Origin of the sequence: Mesorhizobium australafricanum, assembly GCF_033977265.1 — a bacterium.
Lineage (GTDB): Bacteria > Pseudomonadota > Alphaproteobacteria > Rhizobiales > Rhizobiaceae > Mesorhizobium > Mesorhizobium australafricanum.
On the sequence record NZ_JAVIIT010000002.1, the window covers coordinates 584537 to 600243 of the forward strand.

General features: G+C 64.9%; 13 protein-coding genes. 3 read left to right on the forward strand and 10 right to left on the reverse strand.

Translation table 11 applies throughout. The annotated features are described in order from the left end of the window. Nucleotides 1-52: 52 nt before the first annotated feature. The 4 genes from RFM98_RS06250 to hisS form a co-directional block, all read right to left on the reverse strand. The gene (locus RFM98_RS06250) at nt 53-1819 is read right to left on the reverse strand and encodes an AMP-binding protein (RefSeq protein WP_320308019.1); all 1767 of its coding nucleotides are present in this window, start codon (nt 1817-1819) and stop codon (nt 53-55) included. 71 nt (nt 1820-1890) lie between these two features. After that, nucleotides 1891-2589 carry an ATP phosphoribosyltransferase gene (gene hisG, locus RFM98_RS06255; RefSeq protein WP_320308020.1) on the reverse strand — a complete coding sequence of 233 codons (699 nt, stop codon included), beginning with the start codon at nt 2587-2589 and terminating at the stop codon, nt 1891-1893. Continuing rightward, nucleotides 2586-3707 (reverse strand): ATP phosphoribosyltransferase regulatory subunit, encoded by a 1122-nt coding sequence (locus RFM98_RS06260; protein WP_320308021.1) that lies wholly within the window; start codon nt 3705-3707, stop codon nt 2586-2588. Before RFM98_RS06260 ends, hisG begins: the two co-directional genes overlap by 4 nt. Nucleotides 3708-3885: 178 nt before the next feature. Then, a complete protein-coding gene (hisS, locus tag RFM98_RS06265) occupies nt 3886-5481 on the reverse strand; it encodes a histidine--tRNA ligase (RefSeq protein WP_320308022.1) in 1596 nt (531 codons plus the stop codon). A 469-nt stretch (nt 5482-5950) separates the two neighbouring features. On the opposite strand from hisS, the gene RFM98_RS06270 reads away from it, so the two are divergent. Next, a complete protein-coding gene (locus tag RFM98_RS06270; RefSeq protein WP_320308023.1) occupies nt 5951-6334 on the forward strand; it encodes a hypothetical protein in 384 nt (127 codons plus the stop codon). Between the two features lie 125 nt (nt 6335-6459). Here RFM98_RS06270 and RFM98_RS06275 read toward each other — a convergent pair whose 3' ends face one another. Continuing rightward, on the reverse strand, nt 6460-7098 hold the full coding sequence (locus RFM98_RS06275; protein ID WP_320308024.1) for a DNA-3-methyladenine glycosylase I: 639 nt from the start codon (nt 7096-7098) through the stop codon (nt 6460-6462). Between the two features lie 217 nt (nt 7099-7315). Between RFM98_RS06275 and RFM98_RS06280 the strand changes: the two genes are divergently transcribed. Both RFM98_RS06280 and RFM98_RS06285 read left to right on the forward strand, forming a co-directional pair. Further along, nucleotides 7316-8056: a L,D-transpeptidase gene (locus tag RFM98_RS06280; protein WP_320308025.1), complete on the forward strand. Its 741-nt coding sequence runs from the start codon at nt 7316-7318 to the stop codon at nt 8054-8056. A gap of 368 nt (nt 8057-8424) precedes the next feature. Next, a complete protein-coding gene (locus tag RFM98_RS06285; protein ID WP_320308026.1) occupies nt 8425-9345 on the forward strand; it encodes a bifunctional 5,10-methylenetetrahydrofolate dehydrogenase/5,10-methenyltetrahydrofolate cyclohydrolase in 921 nt (306 codons plus the stop codon). Nucleotides 9346-9351: 6 nt separating this feature from the next. Here the strand turns inward: RFM98_RS06285 and glcF are convergent, their stop codons facing one another. The 5 genes from glcF to RFM98_RS06310 all read right to left on the reverse strand — a co-directional run bounded on the left by glcF (nt 9352) and on the right by RFM98_RS06310 (nt 15541). Next, nucleotides 9352-10680, reverse strand: coding sequence for a glycolate oxidase subunit GlcF (glcF, locus tag RFM98_RS06290; protein WP_320308027.1), 1329 nt, complete (start codon nt 10678-10680; stop codon nt 9352-9354). A 10-nt stretch (nt 10681-10690) separates the two neighbouring features. Then, the gene (locus RFM98_RS06295) at nt 10691-11068 is read right to left on the reverse strand and encodes a DUF4870 family protein (protein WP_320308028.1); all 378 of its coding nucleotides are present in this window, start codon (nt 11066-11068) and stop codon (nt 10691-10693) included. Further along, the gene (locus RFM98_RS06300; protein WP_320308029.1) at nt 11065-12321 is read right to left on the reverse strand and encodes an FAD-binding protein; all 1257 of its coding nucleotides are present in this window, start codon (nt 12319-12321) and stop codon (nt 11065-11067) included. Before RFM98_RS06300 ends, RFM98_RS06295 begins: the two co-directional genes overlap by 4 nt. Before the next feature lie 239 nt (nt 12322-12560). Continuing rightward, a complete protein-coding gene (locus RFM98_RS06305) occupies nt 12561-14057 on the reverse strand; it encodes an FAD-linked oxidase C-terminal domain-containing protein (RefSeq protein WP_320308030.1) in 1497 nt (498 codons plus the stop codon). Nucleotides 14058-14218: 161 nt separating this feature from the next. After that, a complete protein-coding gene (locus RFM98_RS06310) occupies nt 14219-15541 on the reverse strand; it encodes a DUF3422 family protein (RefSeq protein WP_320308031.1) in 1323 nt (440 codons plus the stop codon). Nucleotides 15542-15707: the final 166 nt, after the last annotated feature.

Sequence of the window (15707 nt, forward strand, 5' to 3'; positions counted from 1 at the left end):
GGAGCGTTTGCGCCCTCTGGGGCGTTTCCAAACGGTGAATATTTCCGGTCCGTCACGCCGTCTTCTGCGCCACCAACCCCAATTCCTCGACCATCGCCTCGCGCATCAGGAATTTCTGCGGCTTGCCGGTCACCGTCATCGGCAGTTCGGTGCGGAAGCGGATGTAGCGCGGCACCTTGTAGTGCGCGATCTGGCCGGCGCAGAAGGCCTTGATCTCCTCAGCGGTGGTGATTTGACCGGGCTTCAAGACGATCCAGGCGCAGAGCTCCTCGCCATATTTGTCGTCGGGAATGCCGAAGACCTGCACTTCCTTGATTTTCGGATGGCGATAGAGGAATTCCTCGACCTCGCGCGGATAGACGTTCTCGCCGCCGCGGATGACCATGTCCTTTACCCTGCCGACGATGTTGCAATAGCCCTCGGCATCGATGGTGGCGAGGTCGCCGGTGTGCATCCAGCCGTCGGCGTCGATCGCTTCGCGGGTCTTTTCGGCATCGTCCCAATAACCCTTCATCACGGAATAGCCGCGCGTGCAGAGTTCGCCAGGCTCGCCGACCGCGACGGTGGCGCCATCGGCGCCGATCGCCTTGACCTCGACATGCGGGTGGACGCGGCCGACGGTCGAGACGCGCTTTTCCAGCGGATCGTCGACGCTGCTCTGGAAGGAGACCGGGCTGGTCTCGGTCATGCCGTAGGCGATGGTCACTTGGCCCATATGCATCAGCGACACCACCTTCTTCATCACCTCGATCGGGCAAGGCGAGCCCGCCATGATGCCGGTGCGCAGGCTGGAAAGATCGAAGCCAGCGAAATCGGCATGGTCGAGCATGGCGACAAACATGGTCGGCACGCCATAGAGACCGGTGCAGCGCTCCTGCGCCACCGCTTTCAACGTCGCGCCGGCATCGAAACCTTCGCCCGGGAAAACCATGGTGGCACCCTTGGTGACGCAGCCCATCGTGCCCATCGACATGCCGAAACAGTGGTAGAGCGGCACCGGGATGCAGAGACGGTCATCGACGGTGAGCCTGATCGCCGAAGTGACGAAATTACCGTTGTTGACGATGTTGGAATGCGTCAGCGTCGCCCCCTTCGGCGCGCCGGTCGTGCCTGAGGTGAACTGGATGTTGATGGCATCGCCCGGCTTCAGGCTTTCGGAGATGCGGTCGAGGCTGTCATGTTCGTCGCGGCCGGCCATGGCGAGCACATCGCCGAAATTGAACATGCCGGGCGAATTGTCGTCGCCCATGCGGATGACGATTTCGAGCGCCGGCAGCTTCTTTGCCTTGAGCTTGCCGGGCTCGGCGGTGGCAAGCTCGGGCGCCAGCGTCTCGATCATGCCTAGATAATTGGAGGTCTTGAAGCTGACAGCGGTGACCAGCGCTCGGCAAGCGACCTTGTTGAGGGCATATTCGAGCTCGGTCAGCCGATAGGCCGGGTTGATGTTGACCAGGATGAGGCCGATGCGCGCGGTGGCGAACTGCGTCACCAGCCATTCCCAGCGGTTCGGCGACCAGATGCCGACGCGGTCGCCCTTCTCCAGGCCGAGCGCCAGGAAGCCGGCGGCCAGCGCGTCGACCGTGTCCGACAGCTCGCTCCAGGTGAAGCGCTTGTCCTGGCCGACGAAGACAGCGGCGTCGAGCGTGGCGTATTTGCTGACCGTGTCGGAAAACAGCTCCGGAATGGTCCTGTCGAGCAGGGGCACCGAACGATCCCCCGAGACATGCGCCTTGCCGCCCAGCGGGGCAACGAAGGTGCCACTGGCGCCACGCGCGCGCAGATTGGTGGCGTTCATGAGCTCGTCGAGTTTGATCGCCATCGCCGTCTCCTCCCGGGATGAGCCAGCCTATCAGCCTGCCGGGGCGGTGGAAACCCGCCGAAGGTATGGGGTTACGCGACCAGCGCGGCCATCTTCGCGGCGATTTCCCGCAACCGCGCCTCGTCCGCCGCATCGCGCTGCTTCCTCGAAGCGACGAGACAGGCCTGCGACTTCAGGATTGTTCCGTCGCCCAGCACCTTGAGGTGGTTGGCGCGCAGCGTCGAGCCGGTGGTGGTGATGTCGACGATGACGTCCGCCAGCCCCGCCGCCGGGGCGCCTTCGGTGGCGCCGAGGCTTTCGACGATGCGGTAGACCTGGATGCCGTGCTTGAGCGAGAAAAACTGCTGCGTCAGCCGCCAGTATTTGGTGGCGATCCGCAGGCGCCGGCCGTGGCGCTGGCGGAAATCGGCGGCGACATCGTCGAGGTCGGCCATGGTCTCGACATCGAGCCAGATGTCGGGCACCGCGACCACGACATCGGCATTGCCGAAGCCGAGGTGGGCGACGATCTCGGCGCATGCTTCCCAGTCGACGAGGTTTTCACGCAGCAGGTCCTCGCCGGTGATGCCGAGATCGACCGCGCCCTGGCCGATCTCGCCGGCGATCTCGGACGCGGAAAGGAAGGCCACCTCGACATTGTCGAGCCCGTCGATGCGGGCGCGGTATTTGCGGTCGTCCTCAGGCAGGGTGACGGCCAGGCCGGCCTTGGCCAGCACTTCGAGGGACTGCTCCTTGAGACGGCCTTTCGACGGGATCGCCAGCGTGATCATCGCGCGCTCTCCCGCAAGGCTTCGATACGGTCGAGCCAGACCGAGAAGCCGACACCGGGGATCGGTTTCTTCGCGCCAAGCAGCGTCAGCAACCGATCGTAGCGACCGCCGCCGACGAGCGGGCGATCGCCCCCCTGGACCGCTATCTCGAAGACGAGGCCGGTATAATAGTCGAGCGGGCGGCCGAAGGCGGCGTCGTAGCGGATTTGCGCCGAGGACAGGCCATGCGCCTCTATCGCCTTGGCGCGGGCGGCGAAATTCTCCAGCGCCGGTCCCAGCGACAGGCCGGCATCGGCGGCGAATTTTTCGAGCGCCGCGGTCGCGCCGCTGAGCCCTACGTCGATCTCGAGAAAGCCCTTCAGCGCCGAGAACGCCTCGTCGGACAGCCGCACGCTGCGCAGTTGCGCTTTCTCGATCAGCCTGCGCGCTATGTCGGCCGGCGCGCGGCCGGACGACGCCGACAGCCCGGCCTCCTCCATGCCGGCAGCAATGTGCGCGGCCAGGCCTTCCGCATCGCCGTCGAGCACCAGCAGGGCAACCGGACCTGAGAGCTGGCTGTTGCGCGGCGGGTTGGCGAGATCGGCAAGGGCGGCCTCCAGCATCGGCGCCGAACCGAAGGCGCGCGCAAGGCGCATGCGCCAGCCGCGCGGCAGGCCAAGGGCCGCCAGCACCGCCTCGAACAGGGTCTGGTCGCCAAGCGTGATGGCGAGCTTCTGTCCAGGCAGCACCAGCGAAAGCAGCGCATGCGCGTCGGCCAGCGAGCGGGCGTCGGCGGCGGCCGTGTCACGGTCGCCGAGATCCTCGATGCCGGCCTGGAAGAATTCGTTGCCGCCCTCACGCCGCTGGCGGAACACTTCGCCGAGATAAGAATAGCGGCGCGGCGTGCCGGCCTGGCTGGCGATGTGGTCGAGACAGACCGGAATGGTGAATTCGGGTCTGAGGCACAGCGTCTTGCCGGTCTCGCTCTCGGTCAGGAAGATGCGCCGGCGCAAGTCTTCGCCCGCCATGTCGAGGAATGGATCGGCCGGCTGCAGCACGGCGACTTCGACGGCGTGCGTGTCGCGGGTGGCGAAGAGTTTCGCAATGTCGGCGGCGATGGCGGGGTAGCGGGAGGTCATGGAGACGTCGGGCGCGAGGCACCCCCCTCTGGCCTGCCGGCCATCTCCCCCGCAAGGGGGGAGATCAGCAGTTTTGGGCTCGGAGCCCATTCTCCAACGCCGGAGATTGGCGAAAGCATACGCGACATCCAATTTCCCCCCTTGCGGGGGAGATGTCCGGCAGGACAGAGGGGGGTGTTCAAGCGCCACCCTTCGTGCGATCGGCCGCCTGCGCCGCCAAAATCTTCTTTACCTCAGAAACCAGCTCGCCTTCCGCCACCGTCACCTGGGCAGGCCTTGCGGCGCGCCATTCGGCGTTGTCGGTGATCTCGGCCGACAGGCGCGCGCCTTCGATCAGATCCTTGATCTGCAACTCACCCTTGGCGCGCTCGTCGCCGCCCTGGATGATGGCGACCGGACTGCCGCGGCGGTCGGCATATTTCAGCTGCGCTTTCATGCCGGCGCCGCCGAGATATAGTTCAGAGCGGATGCCGGCGGCGCGCAGGTCGGCGACCATCTTCTGGTAGCGGCCGAGGCTTTCCGTATCCTTGTCCATGACGAGCACGACAACCGGTGCGATCACGTCCGACGTGTTGAGCTTGCCTAGGTTCTTCAGCGCCGTCATCAGCCGCGAGACGCCGATGGAGAAGCCGGTCGCCGGCACCGGCTCGCCGCGAAAGCGCGAGACCAGCCCGTCATAGCGCCCGCCGCCACCAACCGAGCCGAAGCGAACGATCTGGCCTTCGTCGTTGGGGATCTCGGCGAGAAGCTCGGCCTCGAAGACGGGCCCGGTGTAGTATTCGAGGCCGCGCACGACGGAGGGGTCGATGCGGATGCGATTGCTTCCGTATCCAGCAGCACGGACCATGTCGTTGATTGCGGCGAGTTCGTTTATTCCATCCAGAGCCAGCGGCTCGTTGGAAAAGGCCAAGCGCAACTCGTCTATGGCAAACCCGTTGCTCAGAATCGAAGTCTTTCCGTTTGTGTCGATCGTTCGCCTATCGTCGGCAATGACGCCTTCGGAACCCATATCGTAGTCCCAGAAACCACCAGGACTTCCGAACACCTCCGTCATCCGATCGATCTGTTGATCGGCTAGTCCTGCGCCTTTGGTGAAGTCGCCGCTCTCGTCCAGCCGCCCCTTTCCAAGTAACGCCCTGACGCCGTCCGTCCCAACCTTGTCCAACTTGTCGATAGCACGCAGCACCGTCAGCCGGCGGCCGGCATTTTCCTCGCCACCGAGGCCAATCGCCTCCAGCACGCCGTCCAGCACCTTGCGGTTGTTGACCCGGATGACGTAATCGCCGCGCTTGATGCGGAGCGCCTCCATGACGTCGGCCATCATCATCGCCATCTCGGCGTCGGCGGCGACACCGGGCGTGCCGATCGTATCGGCGTCGAACTGCATGAACTGGCGGAAGCGGCCGGGACCGGGCTTCTCGTTGCGGAACACCCAGCCGGAGCGGTAGCTGCGATAGGGTTTCGGCAAGCGATCGTAGTTCTCGGCGACGAAGCGGGCCGTCGGCGCCGTCAGGTCGTAGCGCAGCGACAGCCACTGCTCGTCATCGTCCTGGAAGGAGAACACGCCTTCGTTCGGCCGGTCCTGGTCGGGCAGGAATTTGCCCAAAGCATCGGTGTATTCGATCATCGGCTGGTCGACCGGCTCGAAGCCGTAGAGTTCATAGACCGAGCGGATGGTCGCCATCATCTTTTCGACGGCGCGGATATCCTCGGCGCTGCGGTCGGCAAAACCGCGCGGCAACCGCGCTTTCGTCTTTTCCGATTTGTCGGCCATGGGATGATCTTCTCTGGTAATGGGCGCGCGTTTCCTAAACGATGCGGCTTGGAGCGGCAAGGGTGGGGCCTCTCCTACTCCCCTGGTGGGAGAAGGAAAAACTGAAACAAAACCGCGCCAAAGACGAAACAATTCCGCCATCGGCGCGGCATGCTGCCGACACAATCGACGACCATAAAGCGCGCCGAAACAAGGGGTTCGGGGCCATGACGACGGCTGAAGACATCATCGAGAGCGGCAAATCGGCCAGGCTGCGGCCTGCCGGCGGCGCCGCCGTCAAGCCGGCGCAGCAGCCAGCCGGCCGTTCGACGTTCCGACGCAGACACGCAAGCCTACGGTGGGCGACGCGCTGGTAACTGGCCTGCTGGTGATCTACCCGGCCTTCGCGGCCGTGGCGGCGATCATTGCCGGGCTGTTTCTGACCGGCGCCGGCAGCCTCTGACTTTCACTCAACGATCGGGGGATCATCATGCAGTTGCAATTTGCGTGCGCGCTTGCCGGCGCGCTGGCTGTTGGCGCGACCGGCGCGGCCAACGCCTGCCAGCCGGGCGATGCCCGCCTTGCCGGCCATTATTACCTGAACGGCGTCATGGAAGTCGGTTCCGAGCTGCTTTTGAAGAAAGACGGCAGCTTCGAATTCGCGCTCGCCTATGGCGCCAACGACCAATACGGCAAGGGCTGCTGGGTGAGGAAGGGCTCGACCGTCGAGGTGATCCCGGCCGGCCGCGGCTCGGCCTCCACGCATCACACGCCCGACGATAGCGGCTTCAGCGGACTGGTGCTCACGGTGTCCGGCTCCAGCCTGGTCTGGAACATCAACGGCAGTGGCCATAAGGGACGGTACGAGAAGTAGCGACTCTCTCCTTCTCCCCTTGTGGGAGAAGGTGGATCGGCGCGATAGCGCCGAGACGGATGAGGGGTGCTCCAGCGGAGTGAGACGCTAGCGTTCTCCCACAAGGGGAGAAGGGAAAGAGTACCCTACTTCGGCCGCTTCAGCTTCTTCCTCTCGGCTTCCACCTCGGCGCGGCAGTAGCAGCCTTCGAGGTGATCGTTGACCAGGCCCATCGCCTGCATGAAGGCATAGACGGTGGTGGGGCCGACAAAGCTCCAGCCGCGCTTCTTTAATTCCTTCGATATCCTGACCGACACGGCCGTCGTCGGATTGGCGCGCAGATGCGCCAGGTCGACGACTGACGGCCGCTCGTCCGCACCCGGCTCGAATTTCCAGAACCAGGCGGCCAGGGAGCCGAATTCGTCGACCATCTCACGGGCGCGCCTGGCGTTGTTGATGGTCGAAACGATCTTGCCGCGATGGCGGATGATGCCGGCATTGCCGAGCAGGCGCTCGACATCCGCGTCGGTGAAGGCCGCCACCTTGTCGAAGTCGAAACCGGCAAAGGCCTCGCGAAAATTCTCGCGCTTGCGCAGGATGGTGAGCCACGACAGGCCCGACTGGAATCCTTCCAGGCAGATCTTCTCGAACAGCCGGCGATCATCCGTTACCGGCCGGCCCCATTCATGATCGTGGTAGTGGAGATAATCCGGCAGGTTGCCGTGCCAGAAGCAGCGCGCCTTGCCGTCGGTGCCATCGAGAATGCCGGCATTTTCAGTTGCCATCGTGAGCAGATCCATTCGTTAATGCGCGTCAGCGCCAAGTTTACCGTGGCTTTACCAGATTCCTGAACCGGCCGGTAACCACACCAAAAGCTTTACTGACAAAGCGGCATTTTACGCATTCCGATTCATGTTTTGCTTGCCGCTCCGCGCCAAGGATCGCGAAACCGAGGGCCGCCCTTTCCGCCCCGGATGAGTTCGACGATCAAGGTGCGTTCCGATGAAGACAGCGTTTTGTTCCCTGCTTGGCGCGGTGGCCATTCTTGCCGCCGGCGCCACGACCACGCTCGCCAATGACCGCTATGCCGACAGGCCGCCGGTGATGGTGAGCCCGGACCTTTCGGCGCCCTGGGTGCTGCAGCTTGGCCGTGCGCCGGGCATCGTGCGCCCGACCCGGCAGGCAACGCAGCAGCCGCTGCGCCGGCTGTTCCAGGCGCAGCCCGACCAGCAGCGCACGGCGGCCGTGCAGCAGCCGGCCAAACGCATGGTGATGCGGCCGCAGATCGACCCGATCTATCTGCCGCAGGAAGTCGCTTATGACGGTCCGCAGAGGCCGGGCACGATCGTCATCGACACCCACCAGAATTTCCTCTTCCTGATCGAGAAGAACGGCAAGGCGCGTCGCTACGGCGTCGGCACCGGCAAGCCGGGCTTCGAATGGTCGGGCACACACAAGATCACCAACAAGCGCGAGTGGCCGGACTGGCGCCCGCCGGCGGTGATGATCAAACGCGAGGCGGCCAAGGGCCGCTACCTGCCGACCTATCTGGCCGGCGGCATCGAGAATCCGCTTGGCGCGCGCGCGCTCTATCTCGGCACGACCGAATACCGCATCCACGGCACCAACCAGCCCTGGACGATCGGCGGTGCGGTGTCTTCCGGCTGCATCCGCATGCGCAACGAAGATGTCGTCGACCTCTACGAGCGCGTGAATGTCGGAACCACGGTCGAGGTGATATAGTCGCGCAGCGAATCAGCCGGTTAGACGGCGCAGCATTTTTTAGTCTCATGCTGTTGCCGCGAAGTCATAGTGCGATCCTGCGGGATGTGCTTAAACCGGTGAAGAGTTTACGGGGGACGGGCCGTGTGGGGATACGGTCGGTCACGAGAAGGCAGCGCAGGGAAGCCGCGCTGCCTTTTTCGTTTTTGAGTTCATTTGATACACAGCGCGGCAAGTCGCCCCGAAAGCACGCGGTTTCGTTTCCGGGGCTGATTTCCCGGCGCGTCTCTGCTATTGCAGTGCACAAATCTCAGTTGTTGCGTAATTCCGGATGGAAAGCCGCTAGCGCGCTTTTCCTCGAATTGCTCCAGAAGGCAAAGGTGCCAGCCATGACCCGGACCGACGACAGCCGCTACCTGAAAGGCGGCCCGGTTGCCCAGCGCATCATCGCTTCGGTGCGCGAGGATGCCTTGATTGCCACGGCCGAAGGCTTTCCGCCCAAGCTGGTTTCGATCACCGTCGGCGATACCGACGCGGTCGATGTCTATGTGCGCAACCAGCGCGCCAAGGCCGCACTCGCCGGCATCGGCTTCGAGGAACGGCGCTTTGCAGCCGACATCACCGCCGGTGAATTGGAAGCCGCTATCCACGGCCTCAACGCTGATCCGCGCGTCACCGGCATCATCATCCAGCGGCCGGTGCCGGCGCATATCCCGATCAAGACGCTGCAGGCGGCGGTGCATCCGCTGAAGGACGTCGAAGGCATGCATCCGGCCTCGATCGGCAACATCGTCTACAACCAGCTCGATCTGGCGCCCTGCACGGCGGCCGCCTCGGTCGAGCTGCTCAAGGAGACCGGCCTCGAGCTCAAGGGGCTCGAAGTGGTCGTCGTCGGCCATTCCGAGATCGTCGGCAAGCCGATCGCCTTCCTGTTGATGAGCGAGGGCGCGACGGTGACGGTGTGCCACCACATGACGCGCTCGCTGGCTGCCCATGCGCGGCGCGCCGACGCGCTGTTCGTCGCCGTCGGCAAGCCGCGGCTGATCAAGGCCGATATGGTGAAGCCGGGCGCTTGTGTCATCGACATCGGCATCAATTCGGAGATCGGCCCTGACGGCGAAAGCCGCATCGTCGGCGACGTCGACACCGACAGCGTCAAGGAAGTGGCGTCCTGGATCACGCCGGTGCCCGGCGGCGTCGGCCCGCTGACGGTCGCGATCCTCTTGCGCAACACCATGGTGGCGCTTAACCGCCAGCGCGCGCTTTACCGCGCGACCTATGGGGTGGCGGACCAGCTCGCGGCGGAGTAGCTTTCACTACTCGGCGGCGACCAGCTTGGCGTCGGAAACGCCTTCCGGCTTCGGGCCGCCATAGGCCCAGTCGAGCAGCTTTATCGTGTGCACCACCGGCAGCTTCGCGGCGGATGCGATCTGCGTGATGCAACCGATGTTGCCGGTCGCCACGATCTCAGCACCGGTGGCCTCGATGTTCTTCACCTTGCGGTCGCGTAGCTTGGCCGAAATCTCCGGCTGCAGGATGTTGTAGGTGCCGGCCGAGCCGCAGCACAGATGACCCTCGCGCGGCTCGCGCACGACGAAGCCCGCCCTGGCTAGAAGCTCCTTCGGCTGTCGGGTGATCTTCTGGCCATGCTGCATCGAGCAGGCCGAATGGTAGGCGACGATCGTGCCTAGCTTGCGCACCGGCTCGGGCAGGTCGAGGGCTGCCAGATATTCGGTGATGTCCTTGGCCAGAGCCGAGACGCGCGCGGCCTTTTCGGCATAGGCGGGATCGAAGCGCAACATGAAGCCATAGTCCTTGATCGTGGTGCCGCAGCCCGACGCGGTGATGACGATGGCGTCGAGCCCGCCCGTCTCGATGGCGCGCGTCCAGGCGTCGACATTCTGCCTGGCCGAGGCAAGCGCCGCTGCCTCGCGGCCCATGTGATGGACGAGCGCGCCGCAGCAGCCCTCGCCTTCCGGAACGACGACCTCGACGCCCAGCCTTGTCAGCAGGGAGATGGTCGTTTCGTTGATCGCCGGATCAAGCACAGACTGCGCGCAGCCGGTGAGGATGGCGACGCGGCCGCGTTTTTTGGTCCCCTGCCCGGCATGCGTGCCGGGCGAAGCCATTGGCGATGCCGGCGGGATCGACGAGGGCGCGAGCTTCAGCATGGCGGCGACCGGCCTCAACGCCGGCAGTTTCGCGAACAGGCCGATGAACGGCCGGCCGAACCCGGCCAGTTTCAGCGCGGCGCGGAAACGGCTTGGGTAAGGCAACACGAAGGCCAGCATGGCGCGCGTCAACCGGTCGAGCAGCGGGCGCTTGTAGGTCTGCTCGATATGGGCGCGGGCATGATCGACCAGATGCATGTAGTTCACGCCCGAAGGGCATGTCGTCATACAGGCAAGGCAAGACAGGCAGCGGTCGATATGGGTGACGATTTCCTTGTCCGCCGGCCGGCCGTTCTCCAGCATGTCCTTGATGAGGTAGGTGCGGCCGCGCGGCGAGTCCAACTCGTTGCCCAAAGTCACATAGGTCGGGCAGGTGGCGGTGCAAAAGCCGCAATGCACGCATTTGCGCAGGATCTTCTCCGATTCCGCGACGTGCGGGTCAGCAAGCTGGGCAAGGGAGAAATTGGTCTGCACGCAAAAATCCTTACTGTCCCAGAAGCCAGCTTTGCGGGTTCTTGACCGGCTCGCCGCGCTGCAGCGCCTGCAGCCCGAGAATGCAGCGGACGATGAACCAGACGGCGACCGCGAACATCAGCAGGAAGCCGATCGCCAGCATCATCAGGACCACGGAGATCAGCGCGTAGAGAAGGCCAATCCAGAACGTCCTGACCAGGAATGTATAGTGGCTTTCGACGAAGCCGCCCGCCTTGCCGCGGTTGATGTAGGCAAGCACGATGCCGACAATGCCGGTCACGCCGATGACGAGACTTGCGAGGTAGAGAATGTAGATGACCAAGGCGTTGGTCTGGCCCGGCTCCAGCCAGCGATCGGTCTGGCGCGGTCCTGGATCGGTGTTGCTCATGATGTTGCTCCCTCCGTTGATCGAGTGAGAGTAGCAGAGCCGGCGCCCGGAGCCATGCGGCCAGGGTTGAGAATGTGCTTGGGGTCGAACTCGGCCTTGAGCCGCGCCGACAGCGCCGCCAGATGCGGCGGCTGCGGCTCGAATACCGGCAGTGCCGCGCGGTGCGGGGCAGACGCGCGCACCAGCGTCGCGTGGCCGCCGCCATGCTTTCGTATCAATCCGCGCAGCAGCTCGGCCTCCGGGTCGTCCTCGCGCATCGAGAGCAATACCAGCCCACCCTGCCAGTCATAGAAGGCGTCGACCGCCGCCTGCATGCGCAGCGCCATCACCATGTGATGCGCTTGCGACGGCGCCATCGAGACGCGCCAGACCGGCCCCGCGCCGCCATCGGCGAAAGGTGTGCAATCGCGGATGTCGCGCCAGATGGTTTTCGAAGCCTCGCCCGCGATCTCTTCCAGCGGACCGGCCTTGCCGAGCAGTTGCTTGAGCGCTTCGACGCGATAGACGACCGACGGGCCAAAACCCTCGACGCGCAGCAGCGTCGCGGCATCGCTGCCCAGGCGGCCGGCCGCGACGTGCGCGGCGATCCGCTCCGGCAGATGCGCGGCGCTCGAGACTTCGGCGCTGGAACCCAGCGCCAGCGCCATGGCGGCGACAGCGGTATCGTCGAGCAGGCCGCGGATGGCCAAGGTCACTTCCGTTTCCGCAGCCGGCAGCACCTTGAAGGTGACATCGGTCAGAACGGCCAGCGTGCCCCAGCTGTTGGCCATCAGCTTGGAGAGGTCGTAGCCGGTGACGTTCTTGACCACGCGGCCGCCGGACTTGAAGGCCTCGCCGCGGCCGGAGACGGCGGCAACGCCCAGGATATGGTCACGCGCCGCACCTGCCTTCAGCCGTCGCGGACCGGACAGGTTCGTGGCCAGCACACCGCCGATGGTGCCCTTGCCCGGTTCGCCGCCCAAGAGCGGGCCGTAATCCATCGGCTCGAAGGCGAATTGCTGGCCGTTTTCGGCCAACAGCTTCTCGATCTCGGCGAGCGGCGTGCCGGCTCGGACCGACAGCACCAGCTCGGCCGGCTCATAGAGGGTGACGGCGGCGAGCTTGGATAGGTCGAGCGTGTGCTCGGTCTGTAGCGGACGGCCTATGCCGCGCTTGGAGCCATGGCCGAGGATTTCCAGCGGGGATTCCTCGGCGGCCGCCCATTGGATGGTGGAGAGGACTTCAGTGGGGGAGGATGGGGTGAAGGTGGTCACGGGTAAGCGCCTTTCCTCGCCCCCGCAAAGCGGGGGAGAGAAGATAGGTCGCGTTCCTTCGCACCCCCCTCTGTCCTGCCGGACATCTCCCCCGCAAGGGGGGAGATCGGCAGCTTCAGCGCCCCGCCTCGCTGGCAACCGTGGCGATTGGCGAAAGCGGGGGCGACATCCAATCTCCCCCCTTGCGGGGGAGATGTCCGGCAGGACAGAGGGGGGTGTTCAAGCGCCAACATATCCACTCAAAACCTCGGAATATCCGGAAACGCCACCTCTCCCCTGTGCACATGCATGCGCCCCAGTTCCGCACACCGGCGCAACTGCGGGAAAACCTTGCCGGGGTTGAGCAGATGGTTCGGATCGAAGGCGCATTTGACGCGCATCTGCTGGTCGAGGTCGATCTGGTTGAACATTTCCGGCATCAGGTCGCGCTTTTCGACGCCGACGCCATGCTCGCCGGTCAGCACGCCGCCGACCTGGACACACAGGCGCAAAATGTCGGCGCCGAAACTTTCGGCCTTGTCGAGCTCGCCCGGCACGTTGGCGTCGTAGAGGATCAGCGGGTGCAGGTTGCCGTCGCCGGCGTGGAAGACGTTGGCGACGCCGAGCCCGTATTTTTCCGACAGCTCGCGCATGCCGGCGAGCACGCGCGGCAGTTCCTTGCGCGGGATGGTACCGTCCATGCAGTAATAGTCGGGCGAGATGCGGCCGACCGCCGGGAAGGCCGCCTTGCGTCCGGCCCAGAAGCTCAGCCGCTCCTGCTCCGACTGCGAAATGCGGCATGTGGTCGAGCCGTTCTTGTAGGCGATCGCCTCGACGAGGCCGATCAAATGGTCGACCTCAACGCCCGGTCCGTCGAGCTCGACGATCAGCAGCGCCTCGACATCGAGCGGATAGCCGGCATGAACGAAATCTTCCGCAGCATGGATCGCCGGGCGGTCCATCATCTCCATGCCGCCCGGGATGATGCCGGCGCCGATGATGTCGGCGACGCATTGGCCGCCCTCTTCGCTCGTTGGGAAGCCGATCAAGAGCGCGCGCGCCGTCTCCGGTTTTTTCAGGATGCGCACCGTGACCTCGGTGACGACGCCGAGCAGGCCTTCGGAGCCGGTCATGACGCCGAGCAGGTCGTAGCCTTCCTGGTCGAGATGGCCGCCGCCGAGGCGCACCACCTCACCATTCATCAGCACCATCTCGATGCCCAGCACGTTGTTGGCGGTAAGCCCGTATTTCAGGCAATGCACGCCGCCGGAATTCTCGGCGACATTGCCGCCGATCGAGCAGGCGATCTGGGAGGATGGATCGGGGGCGTAGTAAAAGCCCTCCTGCTCGACGGCGGTGGTGATGCCGAGATTGGTGACGCCTGGCTGGGCGACGACGATGCGGTTCGGGTAGTCGATCGCGAGGATGCGGTTGAAGCGGCTCATCACCAGAAGCACCGCATCTTCCAGCGGCAGCGCGCCGCCGGACAGTGAAGTGCCGGAGCCGCGCGGCACGACGCGGATGTTGCGCTCGTTGCAGTATTTCAAGACCCGCGAGACCTGCGCCACCGTTTCCGGCAGCACCACGACCAGCGGCAGCTGCCGATAAGCGGTGAGGCCGTCGCTCTCGAAGGCGCGCATTTCAGTGGCCGTGTCGACGACCCCCTCGCCCGGCACGATGATGCGCATGTCGGCGACGATTTCGGCGCGACGGCGCAGCGTTTCGGCGTCTGGCTTGGGCATGGCTAGGCCGGACATCGGGCGGGCCTCATCTCGCTTGACTGGTCAAAATCTTTTACCAGCTTGACACTTCTGTTGCAAACGCTGCTTTGGTCGCAGCCAGCGACGAACGCAACCGCAGGCTTCCGCAGCGGCAATCTGCCGCTGCGGTTCGACACGAAATGAGGGACCTTCGCCCGCTATTCGCCTGGATGCCTTGCCGGCTCGGAATGCATTTTCCGCACGCGCCGGACGCCCCACCAGACGAGCAGGATGGCGACAGGCACAGACGCCGCGGTGACGACTTCGGGCGCGAAAGCGTGACCGAAGACCGAAGCGCCCTTGGCGACATAGCCGATGAGGCCGACGACATAATAGGACACGGCGGCCACCGACAGGCCTTCGACGGTCTGCTGCAGGCGCAGTTGCAGCCGGGCGCGGTTGTTCATCGAGGCCAGCAGGTCGCGGTTCTGCTTCTCGACCTCGACATCGACCCAGGTGCGCAGAAGCGTGGTGGCGCGGGTGAGTTTTCGCGACAGGTTGGCCTGGCGCTCCTCGACCGAGCGGCAGGTGCGCATGGCCGGCGCCATGCGCCGCAGCAGGAAGCCCGCCCAGGTATCAAAACCCTGCACCGGCTCTTCATCCAGCGCCTCGAGCCTTTCAGTGACGATGCCGTCATAGGCGCGGCTGGCGCCGAAACGGTAGAGACTTGACGCGGCGTCGGCCTCCAACTCGGCGGCGAGTTCGGTGAGATCGGCGAGCAAGGTCTGGCTGTCGCGGGTTTCGACCGCCTTCATTTCCAGCGTGGTCTGCGCCAGGCGATCCTCGATGCGACGGGCGCGGCCGGACAGCGTCAACGCCAGCGGCAGCCCGAGCATCGCGAGCGTCCGATAGGTTTCGATGTCGATCAGCCGCTGCGACAGCGCGCCGGTGCTGGCCGGCGTCAGGCCGCGATCGAGCACCAGCATGCGGGTCAGGCCGTCGCCGTCCTGGCGGAAATCGGTGATGATGGCGGCGGCGCCGCGCCCGACCAGCGAATGGCACAGGCTGGTGGGGTCGAAGCCGGCGATCAGCTTTTCGCTCGCCTGCGTCCATTTACGGATTTCGAGCCGGATGCCGGAAATCACCGTGCCTGGTGGCGAGAAGCCATTGCCGAAGGGCGAATCCTCCTGCCCCCGGCCGTTCTCCGCCAGCGGCCCTTCCCAGAGATAGGTCGAGAATTCCGTATGTCGTTCCCAACGCAACGTGCCCTTGCCCCATTTCATGGCATGATGGCGCGCGGAACGGTCGGGCGCGGCGATGCCGAGCCGCCGCGACAATTCCGAGAGCACGGCATGGTCGACGCTGGAGCCGCCCTCGGTCATGAAGGAAAGCTGGACGAGCACGCGCGGTTTGTCGACCAGCGGATGCGGACGGGCGTGGACCTCGCCCAACGCACCTGGCCGCCCCTCATACGCCGGAAAGCCCATCACGCTGCCCTGGGCGCGCGGCTGGAATTCGAGATTGGACGCCTCGTCCGACACGGCTGGTCCCCCTGGTTTCGACCCTTCGTGCAACCCGGTGGTCTTGCGGCAATCGACAAGGCGCGTAAACAGCAAATTTTAGCAAGCGCCGATGAAACCGCGCGGCTGCGGAGCTGACTGTAACCGACGAATTGGATAAATAATTTGACCAGTTGGTGACAGACGC

Coding starts and splice junctions, on each gene's coding strand:
- RFM98_RS06270 (WP_320308023.1), top strand. CDS start 5,951: ATGCAGTTGCAATTTGCGTGCGCGCTTGCCGGCGCGCTGGCTGTTGGC.
- RFM98_RS06260 (WP_320308021.1), bottom strand. CDS start 3,707: ATGACCTCCCGCTACCCCGCCATCGCCGCCGACATTGCGAAACTCTTC.
- RFM98_RS06275 (WP_320308024.1), bottom strand. CDS start 7,098: ATGGCAACTGAAAATGCCGGCATTCTCGATGGCACCGACGGCAAGGCG.
- RFM98_RS06295 (WP_320308028.1), bottom strand. CDS start 11,068: ATGAGCAACACCGATCCAGGACCGCGCCAGACCGATCGCTGGCTGGAG.
- hisS (WP_320308022.1), bottom strand. CDS start 5,481: ATGGCCGACAAATCGGAAAAGACGAAAGCGCGGTTGCCGCGCGGTTTT.
- RFM98_RS06305 (WP_320308030.1), bottom strand. CDS start 14,057: ATGTCCGGCCTAGCCATGCCCAAGCCAGACGCCGAAACGCTGCGCCGT.
- RFM98_RS06280 (WP_320308025.1), top strand. CDS start 7,316: ATGAAGACAGCGTTTTGTTCCCTGCTTGGCGCGGTGGCCATTCTTGCC.
- hisG (WP_320308020.1), bottom strand. CDS start 2,589: ATGATCACGCTGGCGATCCCGTCGAAAGGCCGTCTCAAGGAGCAGTCC.
- RFM98_RS06285 (WP_320308026.1), top strand. CDS start 8,425: ATGACCCGGACCGACGACAGCCGCTACCTGAAAGGCGGCCCGGTTGCC.
- RFM98_RS06250 (WP_320308019.1), bottom strand. CDS start 1,819: ATGGCGATCAAACTCGACGAGCTCATGAACGCCACCAATCTGCGCGCG.